20 protein-coding genes are annotated in these 22,113 nt (G+C 52.4%); 3 read left to right on the top strand and 17 right to left on the bottom strand.

Going from position 1 to position 22,113, the window contains the following annotated elements; all coding sequences use genetic code 11:
• Window positions 1-2 precede the first annotated feature (2 nt).
• Window positions 3-308: a stress response protein ElaB gene (gene elaB / locus A7589_RS20670; RefSeq protein WP_000070621.1), complete on the bottom strand. Its 306-nt coding sequence runs from the start codon at window positions 306-308 to the stop codon at window positions 3-5.
• A gap of 54 nt (window positions 309-362) precedes the next feature.
• Complete coding sequence (locus tag A7589_RS20665) at window positions 363-824, bottom strand: GNAT family N-acetyltransferase (RefSeq protein ID WP_000568143.1); 462 nt, start codon at window positions 822-824, stop codon at window positions 363-365.
• Window positions 825-888: 64 nt separating this feature from the next.
• On the opposite strand from A7589_RS20665, the gene rbn reads away from it, so the two are divergent.
• Window positions 889-1,806, top strand: coding sequence for a ribonuclease BN (rbn, locus tag A7589_RS20660; RefSeq protein ID WP_000419108.1), 918 nt, complete (start codon window positions 889-891; stop codon window positions 1,804-1,806).
• Window positions 1,807-1,928: 122 nt separating this feature from the next.
• Here rbn and A7589_RS20655 read toward each other — a convergent pair whose 3' ends face one another.
• Entirely contained in the window at window positions 1,929-3,692 is a 1,764-nt protein-coding gene (locus A7589_RS20655; RefSeq protein WP_108188994.1) for a vWA domain-containing protein, read from the bottom strand.
• A gap of 135 nt (window positions 3,693-3,827) precedes the next feature.
• On the opposite strand from A7589_RS20655, the gene A7589_RS20650 reads away from it, so the two are divergent.
• Together A7589_RS20650 and A7589_RS20645 are read left to right on the top strand one after the other, a co-directional pair.
• On the top strand, window positions 3,828-4,799 hold the full coding sequence (locus A7589_RS20650) for a M28 family metallopeptidase (RefSeq protein ID WP_024257306.1): 972 nt from the start codon (window positions 3,828-3,830) through the stop codon (window positions 4,797-4,799).
• Window positions 4,800-4,900: 101 nt separating this feature from the next.
• Window positions 4,901-5,404, top strand: a complete 504-nt coding sequence (locus tag A7589_RS20645; protein WP_000525339.1) for a YfbM family protein — start codon at window positions 4,901-4,903, stop codon at window positions 5,402-5,404.
• 68 nt (window positions 5,405-5,472) lie between these two features.
• On the opposite strand, the gene nuoN is transcribed toward A7589_RS20645, so the two are convergent.
• From nuoN to lrhA, 14 genes are all read right to left on the bottom strand, one after another.
• A complete protein-coding gene (nuoN, locus tag A7589_RS20640; protein ID WP_000156703.1) occupies window positions 5,473-6,930 on the bottom strand; it encodes an NADH-quinone oxidoreductase subunit NuoN in 1,458 nt (485 codons plus the stop codon).
• A gap of 6 nt (window positions 6,931-6,936) precedes the next feature.
• Window positions 6,937-8,466: an NADH-quinone oxidoreductase subunit M gene (gene nuoM / locus A7589_RS20635; protein WP_000926452.1), complete on the bottom strand. Its 1,530-nt coding sequence runs from the start codon at window positions 8,464-8,466 to the stop codon at window positions 6,937-6,939.
• A 165-nt stretch (window positions 8,467-8,631) separates the two neighbouring features.
• Window positions 8,632-10,473 (bottom strand): NADH-quinone oxidoreductase subunit L, encoded by a 1,842-nt coding sequence (nuoL, locus tag A7589_RS20630; protein WP_108188993.1) that lies wholly within the window; start codon window positions 10,471-10,473, stop codon window positions 8,632-8,634.
• The gene (gene nuoK / locus A7589_RS20625; protein ID WP_000612644.1) at window positions 10,470-10,772 is read right to left on the bottom strand and encodes an NADH-quinone oxidoreductase subunit NuoK; all 303 of its coding nucleotides are present in this window, start codon (window positions 10,770-10,772) and stop codon (window positions 10,470-10,472) included. Before nuoK ends, nuoL begins: the two co-directional genes overlap by 4 nt.
• A complete protein-coding gene (nuoJ, locus tag A7589_RS20620) occupies window positions 10,769-11,323 on the bottom strand; it encodes an NADH-quinone oxidoreductase subunit J (protein WP_000393513.1) in 555 nt (184 codons plus the stop codon). The genes nuoK and nuoJ overlap by 4 nt, the downstream gene beginning before the upstream one ends.
• Window positions 11,324-11,334: 11 nt before the next feature.
• On the bottom strand, window positions 11,335-11,877 hold the full coding sequence (gene nuoI, locus A7589_RS20615) for an NADH-quinone oxidoreductase subunit NuoI (RefSeq protein WP_000172749.1): 543 nt from the start codon (window positions 11,875-11,877) through the stop codon (window positions 11,335-11,337).
• A 14-nt stretch (window positions 11,878-11,891) separates the two neighbouring features.
• The gene (nuoH, locus tag A7589_RS20610) at window positions 11,892-12,869 is read right to left on the bottom strand and encodes an NADH-quinone oxidoreductase subunit NuoH (protein ID WP_000118685.1); all 978 of its coding nucleotides are present in this window, start codon (window positions 12,867-12,869) and stop codon (window positions 11,892-11,894) included.
• Complete coding sequence (gene nuoG, locus A7589_RS20605; RefSeq protein ID WP_010353764.1) at window positions 12,866-15,592, bottom strand: NADH-quinone oxidoreductase subunit NuoG; 2,727 nt, start codon at window positions 15,590-15,592, stop codon at window positions 12,866-12,868. Before nuoG ends, nuoH begins: the two co-directional genes overlap by 4 nt.
• Before the next feature lie 52 nt (window positions 15,593-15,644).
• Window positions 15,645-16,982 (bottom strand): NADH-quinone oxidoreductase subunit NuoF, encoded by a 1,338-nt coding sequence (gene nuoF, locus A7589_RS20600; protein WP_000789507.1) that lies wholly within the window; start codon window positions 16,980-16,982, stop codon window positions 15,645-15,647.
• On the bottom strand, window positions 16,979-17,479 hold the full coding sequence (nuoE, locus tag A7589_RS20595) for an NADH-quinone oxidoreductase subunit NuoE (protein ID WP_000545041.1): 501 nt from the start codon (window positions 17,477-17,479) through the stop codon (window positions 16,979-16,981). Before nuoE ends, nuoF begins: the two co-directional genes overlap by 4 nt.
• Window positions 17,480-17,481: 2 nt before the next feature.
• Entirely contained in the window at window positions 17,482-19,284 is a 1,803-nt protein-coding gene (gene nuoC, locus A7589_RS20590; RefSeq protein ID WP_000247884.1) for an NADH-quinone oxidoreductase subunit C/D, read from the bottom strand.
• 89 nt (window positions 19,285-19,373) lie between these two features.
• Window positions 19,374-20,036, bottom strand: coding sequence for an NADH-quinone oxidoreductase subunit NuoB (gene nuoB, locus A7589_RS20585; protein ID WP_000386733.1), 663 nt, complete (start codon window positions 20,034-20,036; stop codon window positions 19,374-19,376).
• A 15-nt stretch (window positions 20,037-20,051) separates the two neighbouring features.
• The gene (gene nuoA, locus A7589_RS20580) at window positions 20,052-20,495 is read right to left on the bottom strand and encodes an NADH-quinone oxidoreductase subunit NuoA (RefSeq protein WP_000062994.1); all 444 of its coding nucleotides are present in this window, start codon (window positions 20,493-20,495) and stop codon (window positions 20,052-20,054) included.
• Window positions 20,496-21,123: 628 nt separating this feature from the next.
• Complete coding sequence (gene lrhA / locus A7589_RS20575; protein WP_000622297.1) at window positions 21,124-22,062, bottom strand: transcriptional regulator LrhA; 939 nt, start codon at window positions 22,060-22,062, stop codon at window positions 21,124-21,126.
• Window positions 22,063-22,113: the final 51 nt, after the last annotated feature.

Raw genomic sequence — 22,113 nt, 5'->3', positions numbered from 1 at the left:
TTTTAACGGCGAGCCAGCAACAGTCCTAATACCAGTCCAACAGCCGCGCCAACGCCAATTCCCTGCCAGGGTTTTTCGTGGACGTAGTCATCGGCGCGATAAACCGCCTGCTTCGCCCGATAGTAATAACTGTCAGAAGCCTGGCTTACCCTTTTTTTCACATCATCCAGCGCCTTTTCTGCACGCGCCTTTAACTCAACATATTTTTGATCGGCGGGATCGCCAGAGGAACGTAGTACCTCTTCAAGTGTTTCACTCAGCAACGTCAGGTCGTCATCGATACGTGTATCACCAAACTGATTAGACATTATCGTTCTCCATTTGCGTAAAACCTGCCACTAACTATAGACAACGGTTATCGATTACGCCTGAATAACCTCGCGCGCCATCCCGATATGCGGAATACCATCTTCCTCATAAATATCTGTCACAGGGATGAAACCAAATTGCCCATAAAAGTTTTGTAAATGCGCCTGCGCCCCCAGATAGATCGGCTTCTCCGGCCAGTGGCGAGTACACGATTCCAGCGCCTTACTCATCAATTGTTGACCGATTTTTTCGCCGCGTAAGTCTTCGCTGACAATCACCCGACCAATCACGACGGGTTGCAGTTCGTCGTCACTTTTCAGAATCCTCGCATACGCCACCAGTGTCCCGTTATGCCAACCGAGAATGTGGCGATTTTCTCCCTCCAGATCGTCACCATCGATATCCTGGTAAGGACAGTTTTGTTCCACTACAAATACCGCACAGCGCAGCTGTAATAAGGCATAAAGCTGAGAAACGGATAAATCAGAATGATGCAGATCTTGCCAGTCGATCATGGAAGGCTCCTTTGTACTGTTTGCTTTATACTAGCCGGAATATTTTCAGCAGCGTGATGAACTCATGGAATTAATTTTTTTAGGTACTTCGGCAGGTGTTCCGACCCGGACACGTAATGTCACAGCCATATTGCTTAATCTGCAACATCCGACGCAAGCCGGGCTTTGGTTATTTGACTGTGGTGAAGGTACACAACACCAGATGTTGCACACGGCATTTAACCCAGGAAAACTGGACAGGATTTTTATAAGCCATCTTCATGGCGATCACCTTTTTGGCTTGCCCGGATTGCTATGCAGTCGTTCCATGTCAGGCATTATGCAACCATTAACGATTTATGGTCCGAAAGGTATCCGTGAATTTGTTGAGACAGCGTTACGCATTAGCGGCTCATGGACCGATTATCCGCTGGAAATTGTTGAAATTACGGCAGGAGAAATAGTTGATGATGGCCTGCGCAAGGTAACGGCATATCCAATGGAACATCCACTGGAGTGTTACGGCTATCGTATTGAAGAACATGATAAACCAGGCGCGCTGAATGCCCAGGCGTTAAAAGATGCCGGCGTACAACCCGGTCCGCTGTTCCAGGATTTGAAAAAAGGCAAAACAGTCACGCTGGAAGACGGTCGGCAGATTAACGGCGCTGATTACTTAGCCGCGCCTACGCCGGGTAAATCAATCGCCATTTTCGGTGATACCGGCCCTTGCGATGCCGCAATCGATCTTGCTAAAGGTGTCGACATAATGGTTCACGAAACGACGCTGGATATGGAGATGGAAGCCAAAGCTAACAGCCGTGGGCACAGTTCAAGCCGTCAGGCGGCGACTCTGGCTCGTGAGGCGGGTGTCGGCAAATTGATCATTACCCACGTCAGCTCACGCTATGATGATAAAGGCTGTCAGCATTTATTACACGAGTGCCGGGCAATTTTCCCGGCAACAGAACTGGCGAGCGATTTCGCGGTGTTTAGCATTTAAATCGAAATGCGGTAGTTAGTTGGCGGATTAATTTCATGATGCCAACGTACTTATTCGACATATCTTTCATCTGTTTGCCGAATATGCTTGATGTCGATATCAGGCAAACAGATTTATCATTTTTAGTTTTGTAAATTTTCCAGACCTTCCGCCAGTTCAGTCAGACGAATAAATTCAGCTCTGTAACCTTGAGAATCTTGCCCTTTTGCCTGCCGCGCCCACTGTTTGATCTGCTGCCAGGATGTATTGTTCAGGTATTCAGAACCGCGTAACTTTTGCCCATATGCAGCTACTGCTGCGCGAAAATACATATCTTCAGAAGGAGCATTAGTTGTCGGTAGCAGTGGAAATTCAACTAACTGACTTTCTTTTCCATGAGGGTATTTCCAGCGTATCTTTAACCATGCCAGCTCTTTCGCTTTGTCCGATTTCGCTGATTTCTGATCCGGTGCATAGCGTAATTTATCAATTGACGCTTTTTGTCCGTTCAGCGTTAATTCAAATAACAAAGTTATATGTTTACCTGCGCCAATATCGCCAGCATCAACATTGTCGTTATTAAAATCTTCTGCCTGCAGTTGGCGCTTTTCATAACCAATCTGACGATATTCCGTCACCCACGCCGGGTTAAACTCAATCTGCGCTTTAACATCTTTCGCCACGGTAACCAACGTCTGATGCATTTCGCTGTTTAACACTTTCTGCGCTTCAGAGAGGGTATCAATGTAGCTGTAATTACCGTTGCCGACATCGGCAATTCTCACCATCATTGCCTCATTGTAATTATCCCCTCCTACGCCCAGCGTCGATAGCGTAACACCAGACTCCCGCTGTTTTTTCACCATTAATTCAATCGATTTTGGATCGTCAATGCCAACGTTAAAATCACCGTCAGTTGCTAATAAAATGCGATTGACGCCACCTTTAATAAACCCCTTCGCTGCCTGCTGATAAGCCATCTCCAGCCCGGCACCGCCATTAGTGCTACCTCTGGCATTCAGCGAATCAATAGCGGCATTGATTTCATCTTTATGATTCCCGGAGGTAGAAGGCAACGCAATACGGGAGTCACCGGCATAGGTCACGATAGAAATGTTGTCCTGATCACGGAGTTTTTTGACCAGCAATTTCAAAGAAGACTGAATTAGAGGTAAGCGTTCATCAGAATACATTGACCCGGACGTGTCGATAAGAAAGACCAGATTAGAAGCAGGCAACGCTTCACTTTTGAGATCTTTCGCCAGAATATCCACTTTCAGTAAGGTTCGCTGCTCATTCCATGGCGCCGGTGCCAGTTCGTGGCGCATAACAAAAGGTACAGGCTTACTGGCGGGAACAAGCTCTTTATTATTGCTTTTATCATTAATAACCCAGTCTGACGGAAAGTAATTCACCATCTCCTCCACCCGCACTGCATCTGGCGGAGGCAACTGCCCATGATTGAGAAAACGGCGTACATTTGCATAGCTGCCGGTGTCAACATCAAGGCTAAACGTCGCCAACGGGTTTTGCGCTACCTGCTTAACCGGATTGTCATCGAACTGCTGGTAGCGAGCGGTTCCAGGATTTGAGATATGTGTAGCTTTTGCTTTAGCCGCTCTTTCATATGTTGGCGCTTCCTGCAATCGCCCCTGTAAAGCTTGTTTGTCTGAGTATTGTTGCGCTTCTTGCTGGACTAAGGCTTTTGCTTTCGCGTCTGCAGCGGCTTTAGCAGCGGCGGCTCTTTGCTCAGCCACTTTTGTTGCCGCTTGTTGCGCGGCTCGCGCTTGCTGGTCTGTCGATGTAGTGGATTGGTGCTGCGGGTTTTCCTTATCATCAGGCTCCTGTCCGCATCCTGTCAAAATCAAACCACCAATAAGCAACATAATTATATTTTTATTTCTCATACAGCTTCCTTTTAAAAAATCATGTACCTGGCGTAAAATATGTCTTTTGTATATTCCTGTCAGTATTAATTAAATACATTACTGGCACTCATCATGAATAATGATAAAACAACACATTTCATCAACAATAAATATATGAAAAGAATAATTCCTCTCTATGTCATATTGCTAATATTTTCTCTTCCTTTACTTGTTTTATATCAACCTTACGTCAGCGCCTTACCCCCCTCACCGCAACATGCCAGCCCTGAGCAGCTAGAAAAAACGGTACGTTATCTTTCACAAACAGAGTATCCACGCAGTGCTGATCATATTGATAAATTGAATATATCTGCCAGCTATATTAAAAATATTTTCACACAAAGCGGGGCAAAAGTTACCGAACAGAGGGTTCCTATTATTGATGGGCCTTACAAAAACATTATTGCTGACTATGGTCCACAGGATGGACCGCTGATTATTATTGGTGCGCACTATGATTCCGCAACCAGTTATGAAAACGACCAATTAATCTATACGCCTGGTGCAGATGATAACGCCAGCGGCGTCGCAGGATTACTGGAACTGGCGCGTCTGCTACAACAGAAAGCACCAGCTATTGGCGTACAACTGGTTGCCTATGCTTCAGAAGAGCCGCCCTTCTTTCGCAGTGACGAAATGGGAAGCGCGGTACATGCCGTTACCCTGATGCGCCCGGTTAAACTGATGATATCCCTTGAAATGATTGGGTTTTATGATTCCGCGCCTGAGAGTCAAGACTACCCTTACTCTGCGATGTCCTGGCTTTATCCCGATCGAGGTGACTTTATTGCTGTGGTCGGCAGAATGCAGGATATCAGCGCCGTGCGTCAGGTAAAAGCCGCGTTGTTATCGTCAAAAGAATTATCTGTTTATTCTATTAATGCCCCTGGTTTTATTCCAGGTATTGATTTCTCCGACCACCTTAATTACTGGCAGCAAGGTATTCCCGCCGTCATGATTACAGACACCGCTTTTTATCGTAATAAACAATATCACCAGCCCGGCGATACAGCAGACAGACTGAACTATCAGAAAATGGCGCAGGTGGTGGATGGTGTTATAACCTTGTTGTACAACAGTAAATAATAAAATTTTCTCGAGGCGGCTCCAGAAAAAGCAGCTTGTATATTTTATTTTTCTCCGTCTGTTTTAAGATGCGCAAAAGGAAATCTGACGGGAGAAATAAGATGGGAATGATTGCGTATTTTGCGGAAATAAACTCAGAAAAGGCCAACAAGCTGATTGAGTCTAATGAAAAATCTTTAATGGACGATATTCATGAAACGCTTTCAGGCTCAAGGCGACTGGATATTGATAAACGCTGGGATTTTTTACATTTTGGCCTGACGGGCACCTCTGCCTTTGATCCAGCGAAGAATGATCCGCTGAGTCGTGCTGTGCTCGGTGAACATAGTCTCGAAGAGGGTATCGATGGTTTCCTGGGATTGACATGGAATCAGGAATTAGCCGCTACTATCGACCGCCTGGAGGCACTCGACCGAAATGAGCTGCGTAAACAGTTTTCCATTCAGCGGCTCAATGAAATGGAGATTTATCCGGGAGTGACTTTTTCAGAAGAGTTAGAGGGGCAGCTCTTTGCGTCCATCATGCTTGATATGGAAAAACTGATTAGCGCGTATCGACGTATGCTACGGCAAGGGAATCATGCGCTGACGGTTATTGTTGGGTGATGGTGTCAGGGCACCATAAAAAAACCGCCGAACATGTCGGCGGCTTTCTCAGCTTACAGACTGACGACTTACATCATCGGCATTGCTAACCGCACAATGCTAATCAGCGGTTGCGGCCATACACCCAGCACTAGAACCAGCAGTGCAGAGATTAGCACCACGATACCACCTGCTGTGTACTGCCAGTCTGACGGCGCATCACGGTTTGGCTGTTCTGAACCATGAAGGTACAGACTCACCGCCACACGCAGGTAGTAGTAGAGACCAATTGCCGAACCGACAACCACAGCGCCCACCAGCCACCATAAGTGCGCCTGAACACCGACCGCCAGCACGTAGAACTTACCGATAAAGCCCAGCGTCATCGGAATACCTGCCAGCGACAGCATCATCACGGTCATCACTGCCGCGAGGATCGGGCGATGCCAGAACAGACCACGGTAAGAGAACAGGGAATCAGCATCCGGGCCACGGTACGGGCTGGACATCAGGCTGACCACACCGAACGCACCGAGGCTGCTGAACAGATAACCGGCCAGGTAAACCCCTACCGCTTCCATCGACATCTCGCCAGTTTGCAGCGCAATCAGCGCCACCAGCAGATAGCCGAGGTGAGAGATAGATGAGTAACCGAGCAGACGTTTGATGTTGGTCTGGCTCAGCGCCATCAGGTTACCGAAGATGATGGAGGCAAAGGCGATAATCGCCAGCACCACGCGAATCGCTTCGCTGTCACCCACCGGTGCGTAAAGGAACAAACGCATCACCACACCGAAGATAGCGATTTTGCTCGCCGTCGCCAGGAAGGTGGAAACCGGAGCTGGCGCGCCCTGGTATACGTCTGGCGTCCACAGGTGGAACGGCACCAGAGAGAGTTTGAAGCCGAGGCCAACAATCATCAGGCCGAAACCTGCCAGCAACAGCGGCTCGTTGAGCATACCATCGCCGAGGTTTTTACCCAGTGCAACAAACGACAGGTCACCAGACTGCGCGTACACCAGCGCCATACCGAACAGCAGAAAAGAAGACGCGGCGGCAGAGAGAATGGTGTATTTGATACTGGCTTCCAGCGAACGTTTCTGGCGGAAAGCGTAACCGACCAGGCCAAACAGCGGCAGAGAGATCAGTTCGATACCGAGGAACAGAGACGCCAGATGGTTGGCATTCGCCAGCAGGATCCCGCCCAGCGCGGCAATTAACACCAACAGGTAGAACTCGTCCTTGTTGTCGTTATAGCCTTCAAGCCACGGGTAAGCGAAAGTACAGGTGGCGAGGCTCGCCAACAGTACCAGCCCGGTGTAAAGCATGGCGAAACCATCAACGCGCATCAGCGGCGTAACGTCCATAGCGCCCGCCTGGCCGACAAACCAGAGCGAAACCAGCGCCGCGTTAAGCCCAATAACCGAGAGCGTAGCGTTGAGGAAATGATTGCGTCGCCACGCAATGGAGAGCATCACAACCACCACCGTCAAGCCGACGATCAGCAACGGTAGCAGTGCGATCAGGTTTTGTGGAGTTATTGTCATGGCGATTTACGGCCTTGTAGTAGTAACGGAATTAACAAACCACTGCTGGATATTGCCAATCGCGGAGTGCGAGGTATCCAGAATCGGCTGCGGATAGAAGCCCAGCAGTACCAGCAGCACCACCAGCAACAGGATCATAAACAGCTCACGCAGCGACATCCCTGGCAGTTCCTGGCTGGCAATCTGGCTTTTCGCTTTACCGAAGTAAGCGCGATGCAACATCGCCAGCGAATAAACAGATGCAAAGACCAGCCCAAAGGTAGAGATAACGGTAATCACCGGGACAACCTGGAAGCTGCCGAACAGAATCATAAATTCGCCGACGAAGTTACCGGTGCCTGGCATCCCAAGCGTTGCCACCGCAAAGAACAGGGACAGTGCTGGCAGCCATTTCATCTTGCTCCACAGACCGCCCATCATGCGCATGTCGCGGGTATGGATACGTTCATAGAGCTGACCGCAGAGAATAAACAGACCCGCCGCCGACAAGCCGTGCGCAATCATCTGAATAACCGCACCCTGGTAGGCCAACTGGCTGCCGGTGTAGATAGCAATCAGCACGAAGCCCATGTGGGAAACCGAGGTGTAGGCGATCAGACGTTTGATATCAGTCTGGGCAAAGGCCATCCACGCACCGTAGAAGATGCCGATAACACCCAGCCACATAGCGATTGGCGCGAACTCTGCCGACGCGTTCGGGAACAGCGGCAGGGAGAAACGCAGCAGACCGTAAGCGGCGGTTTTCAGCAAGATCCCCGCGAGGTCAACGGAACCGGCAGTCGGTGCCTGGGAGTGCGCATCCGGCAGCCAGCCGTGCAGTGGAACCACCGGCATTTTCACCGCAAAGGCGATGAAGAAGCCCAGCATCAGCAGATATTCCACACCGCTGGACATTGGCGTATTCAGCAACTCTTCATAGTTGAAGGTCCAGACGCCGGTCGCATTGTAGTGAACGAAAACCAGCGCCAGGATGGCGATCAACATCACCAGACCACTCGCCTGGGTATAAATGAAGAACTTGGTTGCCGCCGTGATACGCGTTTTACCGTCAGAGGCTTTATGCCCCCACAGTGCGATCAGGAAGTACATCGGCACCAGCATCATTTCCCAGAAGAAGAAGAACAGGAACATGTCGATGGCAAGGAACACGCCGATAACGCCGCCCAGGATCCACATCAGGTTGAGGTGGAAGAAGCCCTGATATTTTTCGATCTCATTCCACGAGCAAAGTACCGCCAGCACGCCGAGCAGACCGGTCAGGACGACCATCAGCAGCGACAGACCATCAATGGCGAGATGGATAGAGATTCCAAAACGCGGGATCCACGGCATGTCGAATTCAGACTGCCACTGCGGAATTCCGGCGGATTGCGTCAGTGAATAACCGCCCTGCAACCACAGTTGCAGCGACAGCGCCAGCGTCAATCCCATGGTGATCAGCGCGATCCAGCGCGGCACCTTGACGCCAAAGCGTTCGGTCTGCCAGCACAGGAAGCCGCCGATAAAGGGAATTAATATTAGCCAGGGTAGTAACATGGCGATCTTTATTCCTTGTAAAAGTCCCGTCAGGACCGGATTTTCAACGAATTCTCACGACAGAAAATTCTCTTCGGATTGCGGTTGTAGTGTCGGATGCGCCGCGAAGGCGGCTTATCCGACCTACGTACTTATATGCCCAGGGGCGACCCCACAATCCTTAACTCAACGCAGTACCATCAACAGTGCCAGCACCACGACCGCACCGATGCTCATGGATGCCACATACCAGCGCAGGTAGCCGTTCTCACTGAACAGCAGACCTTTACCCGCAAGGCGCGAGAGAACCGCCGGAATGTTCATCATTGAGTTCAGCGGATCGCGTTTCAGCAACCAGGCGATACCCAGGAACGGCTTGACGAACACTTTGTCGTACAACCAGTCAAAGCCCCAGGCGTTGTACCACCAGGTTCCCAGCAGGCGACCCGGCGCACTGTTGGCAATGGAGGTCACCAGAGTACGTTTACCCAGCCACAGCCAGGCTGCCAGCAGAATGCCGACGACCGCAACCACGCCAGAGGTAATTTCCAGGGTCAACATGCTGCCGTGTGCCAGTTCCGTAGTTTGCGGAAGCACGCCCTGCAGCGGCGGTACAATCAGTGCGCCAACGAAGGTGGAAAGGATCAGCAGCACAATCAGCGGCAGGCTGTGGGTGATCCCTTTCACGGCGTGAGCGTGAATTTGTTCTTTTCCGTGGAAGACGATGAAAATCATACGGAAGGTGTAGAGCGAGGTCATAAACGCACCGACCAGACCTGCCACCATCAGATTGATATGACCATTCGCCATCGCACCCGCGAGGATCTCATCTTTACTGAAGAAGCCCGCAGTGACCAGCGGCAGTGCCGACAGTGCCGCGCCGCCCACCAGGAAGCAGAGATAAACCAGCGGAATAGATTTACGCAGACCGCCCACCTTGAAGATGTTCTGTTCGTGATGACAAGCCAGAATGACGGAACCGGATGCCAGGAACAGCAACGCTTTAAAGAACGCGTGGGTCATCAAGTGGAAAATCGCCGCATCCCATGCCTGTACGCCAAGCGCCAGGAACATGTAGCCAATCTGGCTCATGGTGGAGTAAGCGAGAACACGTTTGATGTCGGTTTGTACCAGCGCGGCAAAGCCTGCCAGCACCAGCGTCACCGCACCCACGATACCGACCAGATGCAGAATTTCCGGAGTCATCAGGAACAGACCGTGGGTACGGGCGATCAGGTAGACACCAGCGGTTACCATCGTTGCAGCGTGGATCAGCGCAGAGACAGGCGTCGGGCCAGCCATCGCGTCGGCAAGCCATGTCTGCAACGGCAGCTGCGCAGATTTACCGACCGCACCGCCCAGCAGCATCAGCGTCGCCCACATCAGCATGTTATTGCCTTCAGCAAAGTGCGCTGGTGCCAGTTCCACCATTTCGCGGAAGTTCAGGGTGCCCAGTTCGTTGTAGAGAATGAACAGCGCGAAAGCGAGGAACACGTCACCCACACGGGTCACGACGAACGCTTTCATTGCCGCTGCGCCATTCTTCGGATCGGTGTAATAGAACCCGATCAGCAGATAGGAGCACAGGCCCACGCCTTCCCAGCCGAGGTACATCAGCAGCAGGTTGTCGGCGAGAACCAGAACCACCATGCTGGCGATGAACAGGTTGGTGTAGGCGAAGAAGCGAGAGTATCCCTCTTCACCGCGCATATACCAGGAAGCGTACATGTGGATCAGGAAACCCACACCGGTGACCACCGAGAGCATGGTCAGCGACAGGCCGTCCAGCACCAGGTTGAAACCGATATTAAAGTCGCCTACCGACATCCACGTCCACAGCGGCTGGCTGTAAGCCTGCTCGCCATTAGCGAAGAAATCGACGCCAATAAAGGCAGTTACCAGCGCCGCCAGGCCTACAGAGCCAACGCCCACGATCGCCGAGACGTTTTCAGACCAGCGCCCACGGGAGAACGCCAGCAGGACGAAGCCAATCAATGGCAAAATAATGGTTAAGGCAAGCATGTTCATCCGCGCATCTCACTTACTGAATCGATGTTCAGGTTCTGGCGACGACGGTGAAGTTGCAGCAGCAGCGCAAGGCCGATACTCGCTTCCGCCGCCGCGAGGCTGATGGCGAGAATGTACATCACCTGACCGTCGGTCTGGCCCCAGTAGCTACCGGCGACCACAAAGGCCAGCGCGGAGGCGTTAATCATGATTTCCAGACCAATCAGCATAAACAGCAGATTGCGACGGATAACCAGACCGGTTAAGCCAAGAACGAATAAGATTGCCGCGAGGATCAGTCCATGTTGTAAGGGGATCATGCGCGCTCCTCCGTTTTTCTTTTCGCGCTGTCGTCTTTACGATTGCTCAGCACTTCACCCGCACGCTCTTCACGACCGACGTGGAAGGCGACAACCAGACCAGCCAGCAGCAGCATAGAAGCCAGTTCAACCGCCAGTACGTAAGGCCCGAACAGCGTAATACCCACTGCTTTAGCACTGATTGGCGTACCGTCGATACCCTGATCGTTAACACCGAGAATGGCGTAAACAATCACCACCAGCATGATGGCCGACAAAATTGCCGGACCAATCCACACCTGCGGTTTCAGCCACTGGCGTTCCTGTTCGATTTCCGAACCGCCCAGGTTGAGCATCATCACCACGAACACGAACAGCACCATAATGGCACCGGCGTAGACAATAATTTCCAGCGCACCGGCGAAGTAAGCGCCCAGTGAGAAGAACACTCCGGAAATCGCCAGCAGCGAAATAATCAGGTACAGCAGTGCGTGCACCGGATTGGTATGGGTGATCACTCGCAAGGTCGCAAGTATGGCTATCAGGCCACAGATATAAAAAGCGAACTCCATTGCCCCTCTCCTTACGGTAACAGGCTCTTGACGTCGATAGGCTTGGCTTCGTTCTCTGCTTCGCCCTTATCTTTGCCGTCGATTGCCATACCTGCCATCCGGTAGAAGTTATATTCCGGGTATTTGCCCGGACCGGAGATCAGCAGATCCTCTTTCTCGTAAACCAGATCCTGGCGCTTGTATTCCCCCATTTCGAAATCCGGGGTTAACTGGATCGCCGTGGTCGGACAGGCTTCTTCGCACAGACCACAGAAAATGCAGCGTGAGAAGTTGATGCGGAAAAATTCCGGATACCAGCGACCGTCTTTGGTTTCTGCTTTTTGCAGCGAGATACAGCCAACCGGGCAGGCTACCGCGCAGAGGTTACAGGCTACGCAACGCTCTTCGCCGTCCGGGTCGCGGGTCAGAACGATACGACCACGATAACGGGGCGGCAGATAGACCGGCTCTTCCGGGTACATTCGCGTTTCGCGTTTGGCGAACGCATGCAGGCCGATCATCCAGATACTACGAACCTGGGTGCCGAAACCTACTAACAATTCTTTTAAGGTCATGGTCTTATTGCCCCTTATTGCGCCTGCCAGAGAATGACAGCCGCCGTTACCAGCAAGTTGATCAGCGTCAGCGGCAGGCAGATTTTCCAGCCGAAGGACATTACCTGGTCATAACGCGGACGCGGTAACGACGCACGAATCAAAATGAACATCATCATAAAGAACGCGGTTTTCAGCGCGAACCAGATGAATGGCGGTAACAACGGGCCTTGCCAGCCACCGAAGAACAGCGTCACCATCAGTGCAGAGATGGTCACAATCCCGATGTATTCACCCACGAAGAACAGACCGAACTTCATACCGGAATATTCAATGTGGTAACCATCCGCCAGTTCCTGCTCGGCTTCCGGCTGGTCAAACGGATGACGGTGACACACCGCCACGCCTGCGATGGCAAAGGTAATAAAACCAAAGAATTGCGGGATGACGTTCCACACATGCGCCTGGCTGTTGACGATGTCGGTCATGTTGAATGAACCGGCCTGCGCCACCACGCCCATCAGGGAAAGCCCGAGGAACACTTCGTAGCTCAGGGTCTGCGCAGAAGCACGCATCGCACCCAACAGCGAGTATTTGTTGTTACTTGACCAGCCCGCAAACAGCACCGCGTAGACCGCCAGACCTGCCATCATCAGGAAGAACAAAATCCCGATATTCAGGTCGGCAACCACCCAACCCGGACTGACTGGCACAATCGCAAAGGCCAGCAGCAGCGAGGTAAAGGCAATCATCGGTGCCAGGGTAAAGATGACGCGATCCGAGAATTTTGGGATCCAGTCTTCTTTAAAGAACATTTTGATCATGTCCGCGACCAGCTGGAGCGAACCGCCCCAGCCAACACGGTTAGGTCCATAACGGTTCTGGAACAGACCCAGCAGGCGACGTTCGCCAAAGCTCATGAATGCCCCGCAGGTGACAACCACCAGCAGGATCACCACCGCTTTGAGGATGGTCAGCAGGATCTCAATCAGTTCCGGTGATAACCAACTCATTGTTGTGCCTCCTTGAGATCCTCAAGATGCGCGCCAGCCAGCACTGGAGCAATGCCGGACATCCCCATCGGCAAGCCCACCTGCCCTGCCGTCAGCCCTTCGGCGATTTCAACCGGCAGCGTGACCGTATTGCCATCGTAACTAAAGGAGACGCGTGTACCCACGTTCACACCCAACTTCGCGGCATCTGCCGGGTTAAGTTTGATGTACGGCTGCGGCATACGGCTCTGGAAGACCAGAGCACGCTGTGACAGTTCATCGCTGCCAAACAGGTGGTAGTACGGCGCGATACGCCATTTCCCTGCCTGCGGCTGGAAGCGTGCCGGTACGCTGGTGAAGTAATCCAGACCGTTTTCGCTGGTTTCAAACAGACGCACACCCGGATCGCCAAAGCGCAGTTTGCCGCCCACTTCGTCCTGGAATTTGTTCCACGCCTGCGGGGAGTTCCAGCCCGGCGCCCAGGCAAACGGCACTTGTGAACGGTGCGCGGTCGGCTGGTTGTTACCTTCCATCGAGAAGGTGAACATGGTGTCAATATCCTGCGGCTGACGCGGCTCATGAACGCTGATGTTGGCGCGCATGGCGGTACGACCACTGTAACGGTGCGGCTCACGAGCCAGTTTCTGACCACGAATGCGGAATGTCGCATCCGGCGCGGCATCTTTGATACCCGCCAGCTCCGGGATTTTCGCCACAACGGCATCAATCACATGGTCGAGCTGCGTCCAGTCCACTTCACGGCTCAGCAGGGTGCTGTGCAGCGAGTGCAGCCAGCGCCAGCTTTCCAGCATGACCGTTTTGCTGTCGTAATAGGACGGGTCGTAGACCTGGAAGAAACGTTGAGCGCGACCTTCGTTGTTGATAACCGTACCGTCGCTTTCAGCAAAGCTGGCGGCGGAAAGCACCAGATGGGCGTTTTCCATGATCGCCGTGCGTTGATGGTCAACCACCATCACCAGCGGTGCTTTAGCCAGCGCAGCATTCACGCGGGTTGCGGAAGCGTGACGATGCAGATCGTTTTCCAGCACCACCACCGCGTCGGCGCGTCCGGTTTCCAGTTCGGTTAACGCTTCTTCAAGCGAACCGCCGCCCATAATGCCCAGCCCCATGCTGTTGACGGAACGGGCAATCATGGTGATACCTACGTCAGCGCCGCGACCTTTCAGGGCTTTCGCCACGTTAGCCGCCGCCTGAATCACTTCTGTGCTACCGGCGTTCGTCCCGGAGATAATCAACGGTTTCTTCGCACCAGCCAGAGCCTGCACGATGACGTCGATTTTGCTTTGCAGCTCAGGCTCGATACCGTCAACCGCTGGCGCGGAGTTATCCAGCGCATGGGCGATGGCAAATCCTAAACGCGCCTGATCTTCAACCGGTGCGCGGTAAGTCCACGCCGCGATATCATCCAGACGGGTGTCATCAACGTTGGTAACAAACAGCGGATGCTTCGCACGTTGACCGATGTTGAGGATTGCCGCAATCTGCCAGTCAGCCACTTTCTGTGCTGCCGCCATTTCGCGTGCTTTACCTTTCACCGCCTGACGCACCGCCAGCGCGACGCGTGCGCCGGTCTGGGTAACGTCTTCGCCCAGTACCAGTACCGCATCGTAAGATTCGATTTCGCGCAGAGCCGGAGTATAAATGCCGCCTTCACGCAACACTTTCAGCGCCAGTTGCAGACGTTCCTGCTCACCGTGAGCGATACCGGTATAGAAGTTTTCTTCGCCCACCAGCTCACGCAGCGCAAAGTTGCTTTCTACGCTGGCGCGCGGAGAGCCGATGCCGATGACTTTCTTCGACTGACGCAGAATATCTGCTGCGCCCTGCATTGCCTGTTCGGCGTTGAGGGTAATGAAATCATCGCCACGACGCTGTACCGGCTGACGCGGACGATCTTTCAGGTTGACGTAGCCGTAACCGAAACGACCACGGTCGCAGAGGAAGTAGTGGTTTACCGTACCGTTGTAACGGTTTTCGATACGACGCAGTTCGCCGTAACGTTCACCAGGGCTGATGTTACAGCCGATGGAACATTGCTGGCAGATGCTCGGCGCAAACTGCATATCCCATTTACGGTTGTAACGCTCGGAGTGCGTTTTGTCGGTAAATACGCCGGTCGGGCAAATTTCGACCAGGTTACCGGAAAATTCGCTTTCCAGGGTGCCATCTTCCGGGCGACCGAAGTAGACGTTGTCGTGCGCGCCATAAACGCCCAGATCCGTACCGTCAGCGTAATCTTTGTAGTAACGCACACAGCGGTAACAGGCGATGCAGCGGTTCATTTCATGAGAGATGAACGGCCCCAGATCCTGATTGCGGTGGGTACGTTTGGTGAAACGGTAGCGACGGAAGGTATGCCCGGTCATCACGGTCATATCCTGAAGGTGGCAGTTACCGCCTTCTTCACATACCGGACAGTCGTGCGGGTGGTTAGTCATTAACCACTCGACCACACTTTCACGGAACTGTTTCGCTTCTTCGTCGTCAATGGAAATAAAGGTGCCATCGGAAGCCGGTGTCATACAGGACATCACCAGGCGACCACGCGTGTCTTCCGCGTTTTGGTATTGCTTCACCGCACACTGGCGGCAAGCACCGACGCTTCCCAGCGCCGGATGCCAGCAAAAGTAAGGAATATCGAGACCCAGAGACAGACAAGCTTCCAGCAGGTTGTCCGCTCCGTTGACCTCGTATTCTTTGCCGTCTACATGAATTGTAGCCATTAGCATGCTTCCAGTTTTCTCAGTCAGAGACTGAGCGTTAATCGAAATTCGGTTACCAGCGTTCTTTCAGCAGGTTCGGCTGAATCCCATTAATCAAATGGGTATTGCTGAACGGCTGTTTGATTCCCGCTTCAAATTCTTCGCGGAAATATTTGATGGCGCTCTGTAACGGCTCCACCGCACCAGGTGCGTGGGCACAGAAGGTTTTACCCGGGCCTAAGAATCGACACAGTTGCTCAAGTGTTTCGATATCGCCCGGCTGACCTTCACCCCGCTCCAGCGCACGCAGAATTTTCACGCTCCACGGTAGACCGTCACGGCACGGTGTACACCAGCCGCAGGATTCACGGGCGAAAAACTCTTCCAGGTTACGCACCAGCGATACCATGTTGATCTCATGGTCAACCGCCATCGCCAGCGCCGTACCCAGACGGCTGCCCGCTTTACCGATACTTTCGAATTCCATCGGCAGGTCAAGGTGCGCTTCGGTCAGGAAGTCGGTGCCCGCGCCGCCTGGCTGCCAGGCTTTGAATTTCAGGCCGTCACGCATACCACCGGCGTAATCTTCGAGGATCTCGCGTGCGGTAGTGCCGAACGGCAGTTCCCACAGACCCGGATTTTTCACCCGACCGGAGAAGCCCATCAGCTTGGTGCCAGCATCTTTGCTTTTCGAGATGTTCTGATACCACTCCACGCCGTTAGCAAGGATTGCCGGAACGTTACACAGGGTTTCGACGTTGTTGACGCAGGTCGGTTTACCCCATGCGCCGGAGGTTGCCGGGAATGGCGGTTTTGAACGCGGGTTAGCGCGACGCCCTTCCAGGGAGTTGATTAACGCTGTTTCTTCACCGCAGATGTAGCGCCCTGCCCCGGTATGGACAAACAGTTCAAAATCAAAACCTGTTCCCATAATGTTTTTGCCAAGCAGACCCGCTTCGGTCGCTTCAGCAATGGCACGGCGCAGATTCACTGCCGCTTCAATATATTCGCCACGCAGGAAGATGTAGCCACGGTAAGCTTTCAGCGCAAACGCGGAGATGAGCATACCTTCCACCAGCAGGTGCGGCAGTTGTTCCATCAGCAGGCGGTCTTTATAGGTGCCCGGCTCCATTTCATCGGCGTTACACAGCAGGTAACGGATGTTCATGGATTCGTCTTTCGGCATCAGGCTCCACTTCAGGCCAGTAGAAAAGCCTGCACCGCCGCGCCCTTTCAGGCCGGAGTCTTTTACCTGATTAACGATTTCGTCCGGAGAAAGTCCGGTCAGCGCCTTACGTGCCCCTTCGTAACCGTTTTTGCTGCGGTATTCATCCAGCCACACTGGCTGTTTATCATCACGCAGACGCCAGGTCAGCGGATGCGTTTCGGGAGTACGGATAATGTTTTTCATTTATACCGCTCCAGCAGTTCAGGGATCGCTTCCGGGGTCAGATGCGCGTGAGTGTCATCATCGATCATCATGTTCGGCCCTTTATCACAGTTCCCCAGGCAGCAGGTTGGCAGCAGCGTAAAGCGACCGTCAAACGTCGTTTGCCCTGGTTTGATGTTCAGTTTTTTCTCCAGCGCCGCCTGAATGCCCTGGTAACCGTTGATGTGACAGACCACGCTGTCGCAATAACGGATCACATGGCGACCAACTGGCTGGCGGAAGATCTGGCTGTAGAATGTTGCCACGCCTTCGACATCGCTCGCCGGAATACCCAGAACGTCAGCGATCGCGTGGATCGCACCGTCCGGCACCCAGCCACGCTGCTTCTGAACGATCTTCAGGGCTTCAATGGACGCCGCACGCGGGTCTTCGTAGTGGTGCATCTCGTGCTCAATCGCTTCACGCTCTGCCGCACTCAGCTCAAAAGCCTCGGTTTGTGGTTGTTGATTCTCGTGCATAATTAGCGGTCCACATCTGACATAACAAAATCGATACTGCCCAGATAAACAATCAGGTCAGACACCAGGCTGCCACGGATCGCCGCCGGAATTTGCTGCAAGTGCGCATAACTCGGCGTGCGGATACGGGTGCGATAACTCATGGTGCTGCCGTCGCTGGTCAGGTAGTAACTGTTGATCCCTTTGGTCGCCTCAATCATCTGGAAGGATTCATTGGCAGGCATCACCGGCCCCCACGACACTTGCAGGAAGTGGGTGATCAGGGTTTCGATATGTTGCAGCGTGCGCTCTTTCGGCGGCGGCGTAGTCAGCGGGTGATCCGCTTTGAACGGGCCTTCCGGCATGTTGTTGAGGCATTGCTCAAGAATGCGCAGGCTCTGGCGCAGCTCTTCCACTTTCAGCATTACGCGGGTGTAGCAGTCAGAAACGCCACCACCCACCGGGATTTCAAAGTCGAAGTTTTCATAGCCAGAATAAGGACGCGCCTTACGCACGTCGAAGTCGATCCCGGTGGCTCGCAGGCCAGCACCGGTGGTGCCCCACTCCAGCGCCTCTTTCGCACCGTAGGCGGCAACGCCCTGGGAACGGCCTTTCAGAATGGTGTTTTGCAGCGCCGCTTTCTCGTAAGACGCCAGACGTTTCGGCATCCAGCCGAGGAACTCACGCAGCAGACGATCCCAGCCACGTGGCAGGTCGTGCGCTACGCCGCCAATACGGAACCACGCCGGGTGCATACGGAAACCAGTGATTGCTTCCACCAGATCGTAAATTTTCTGACGATCGGTAAAGGCGAAGAATACTGGCGTCATTGCGCCGACGTCCTGAATAAAGGTCGAGATGTACAGCAGGTGGCTATTGATACGGAACAGTTCGGAAAGCATTACGCGAATCACGTTAACGCGATCCGGCACGGTAATTCCGGCCAGTTTCTCTACCGCCAGCACATAAGGCATTTCGTTAACGCAGCCGCCGAGGTATTCGATACGGTCGGTATACGGAATGTAGCTGTGCCATGACTGGCGTTCGCCCATTTTCTCCGCGCCACGGTGGTGGTAGCCGATGTCTGGTACGCAGTCGACAATCTCTTCGCCGTCGAGTTGCAAAACGATACGGAAAGCCCCGTGTGCCGACGGGTGGTTCGGACCGAGGTTGAGGAACATGAAGTCCTCGTTTTCGGTGCCGCGCTTCATCCCCCACTCTTCCGGTTTGAAGGTCAGGGCTTCCATCTCCAGATCCTGTTTGGCTTTGGTCAGCTCAAACGGCGAGAATTCGGTTGCGCGCGCCGGGTAATCTTTACGCAGCGGGTGACCTTTCCAGGTTTGCGGCATCATGATGCGGCGCAGGTTCGGGTGACCGTCGAAAGTAATGCCAAACAGATCCCAGGTTTCACGCTCATACCAGTTAGCGTTCGGGAACAATTTGGTAAAGGTCGGTACGTGCAGGTCGTTTTCAGCCAGCGCCACCTTCAGCATGATGTCGCGGTTACGATCGATGGAAATCAGATGGTAGAAAACAGAAAAATCCGCAGCAGGTAGCCCTTCGCGGTGGGTGCGCAGACGTTCGTCCATGCCGTGTAAATCAAACAGCATGACGTAAGGTTTCGGCAGTTTCTTTAAGAAATCGCCAACTTCCAGTAATTGTTCACGCTTGATCCACACAACGGGAACCCCGGTGCGAGTCGCCTGAACAGTAAAGGCATCCGGCCCAAAACGGTTGCGCAGTTCGCCTATCACCGGATCATCAAGATGATCGCGGGTCTGCCAGGCGGGTTCTTGCGCGGTTAAGTCGGTCATATTGTTCACCATTGCATATGGTCCGTGGTGACTGTCGGCGTGGCTTCGCGCAATAGATTTAGGAATAAGCGAAGAAAAATACCTTTGCCGACAGGCGCAAATTAAATCTCGTCAGGGGTGCGCAGGTTGGTAACGGCAATGCGTTCACCGCGCTTGCGTTCGCGCTCTGATTGCATATTGGCGCGATAAACGCCCTGATCGCCAACGACCCAGGAGAGCGGGCGACGTTCTTTACCAATAGATTCCTGCAACAGCATCAGTGCCTGCATATACGCTTCCGGACGCGGCGGACACCCCGGGATATACACATCAACCGGAATGAATTTATCAACGCCCTGTACAACGGAATAAATGTCGTACATACCGCCAGAGTTGGCACAGGCTCCCATGGAGATAACCCATTTCGGCTCCAGCATCTGGTCATACAGACGCTGAATAACCGGTGCCATTTTGGTAAAGCAGGTTCCTGCTACCACCATCAGGTCAGCCTGACGCGGCGAAGCACGCAATACTTCTGCGCCAAAACGCGCCACGTCATGCACCGCAGTAAATGAGGTCACCATCTCAACGTAACAGCAGGAAAGACCGAAGTTATACGGCCAAATTGAGTTTTTACGACCCCAGTTAACCATGTCATTGAGCTTGCCCATAAACACGTTTTTGTTAACTTCTTGCTCCAGAGGGTCGGTTACGATCTCCTGCTTTTGCAGGGGGTAACGGTCGTTCTCACCGTTGGGATCTATGCGGGTGAGCGTATAATCCATCTTAATGCCTCGCGGTTAGCGTTGACGATTAGCGATACTGTTCGTTTCCGGGTTCATACGCTCGCGGCGAGAACGCGCGGGCGTCCAGTCCAGCGCGCCAATACGCACCAGATAAACCAGACCAGCCAGTAACACAAAAATAAAAATTGCCGCTTCTACAAAGCCAATCCAGCCGCTTTCGCGAATGGAAGTTGACCATGCGAACAGATACAGCGCCTCAACGTCGAAGATAACGAAGAACATGGCCACCAGATAAAACTTGGCAGACAGGCGTAAGCGGGCGGAGCCGACCGAGTCGATACCTGATTCAAACGGCACGTTTTTCGACCTCGCGCGTGCGCGACCGCCTAAAAACCAACCGCCTACCAGCATCAGGCAACACAGGCCAATGGCAACGATAAGAAAGATAGCGAATGCCCAGTGATGAGCGATGACTTCAGTGGATGTTGACATACTCATTGCTTACTCATCAAAAGTAGCGCCAGACTCACTGCTCTTCACGGCAGATGGACGCCACATCGATTCATGGGGAGGAATAAAAAAAACCTTACAATCACTGTAGAAACTATTTTATACAGCTAATTGATGTGGTCTTTTACTCCTTTCTATAACCTTTTGTCAACTTTAACAAAGGTTTCTTCACATTAATTTACATGATATCAACAACTTTTGCATTTAATGCCCTATAGCCCCAGATTGTTGACAACTCCAGGAAAATTAGATGTTGTTGAATCGTGTCCGTTGTGAAGCAATGGAAAAAATACGGGTCTATTTTGACAGGAATTTGTGTCGATTCCTCCCCCCAAAAGAGAGTATTTTCTTGATCTGTGACACGCTTTTGTTAATCCATAACAAAAACACAGCAATAATTTTACGTATTTTTTAACATCATTGTAGCAGGAGATTTTTTTCAGGCGATTTTTTGTTCGTAAGCGTGGAGAATGGCTGATGATTGAAAAATGAACACTTTTGTTCGCCGTGAGGAAAATTCTTAAGGATTTATTGTAAAAAAAGCCACTGGCGTTTTATTAATCACCAGTGGCTTATTTTTACAAACTTATCATCAGAAATTGTTATTGCCAGACGATTATTCGTAATCCCCTTCTATCAACAGGGAATCGTCCCCCTCCTGGGGAGTCAGCGGGCTGTATTGCCATGGGTTGTGATAACTCTCCATTGCCTGGTATATCACCTGCGCCAACTCATTATTGCTGGACGGATCATAGCACAGCAAATATTCGGTATCTGGGAGTGGAGGTAAACCGTCTACCGCGCTCAAAACGCGCAGATCCGGACTCATCATCTCAACCGGTCTTGCTGTCACGCCAAGACCCGCTTTTACTGCAGCACGAACAGCCGGTAATGTGGAGGCAACATACGCCAGGCGCCATGGAATCTCCGCTTTATTGAGCGTTGCCAGAACCATGTCACGGAACGGACTAGGGTCATCCAGTAGCACAAGTGGGATCGGCTCGCCTTTTTGCAACACATATTCCGCAGCGCAATACCAGTGCGTTGGCGAAGTACGCAGGTTCAACGCCTTAAAGGTATCAGGACGATGAGTGGTAACCATTAAATCCACTTCCTGGGACTTCAGCATTTCTGCCATATAGGCATTGCGTTTAACGCGGACATCCAGCGCAAGTTTCGGATAAACCGAACTTACGCGATTAAGCAGGAAAGGTAAGATCGTATCAGCAGATTCATCTGAAGCACCGATAGTTAACACGCCCTGAAGATTACTGAACATCAATGATGAGCAAGCCTCATCATTAAAACGCAGGATTTTCCTGGCGTAACCAAGAAGCTGAATGCCATGTTCAGTTAACAGTTTGTTGCGACCATGCCGAGCGAACAGTTCTTTCCCAACGAGTTGTTCCAGACGTTGCATTTGCTGGCTAACAGCGGACTGAGTACGACACACAGCGGCAGCTGCAGCAGCAAAAGTGTTCAGATCGGCAACAGCAACAAATGTTCTCAGCAGATCGAGGTCGAGGTTAATTATCGGACGATTTGCACTTATCATATATTATCACTTACTGGCGGCTCATACTGAGCTGGGTAATGACTCCAACTT

This window comes from Escherichia sp. MOD1-EC6475 (genome assembly GCF_003046645.1).
Lineage (GTDB): Bacteria > Pseudomonadota > Gammaproteobacteria > Enterobacterales > Enterobacteriaceae > Escherichia > Escherichia ruysiae.
This window is presented reverse-complemented; position numbering and strand designations above follow the sequence as displayed.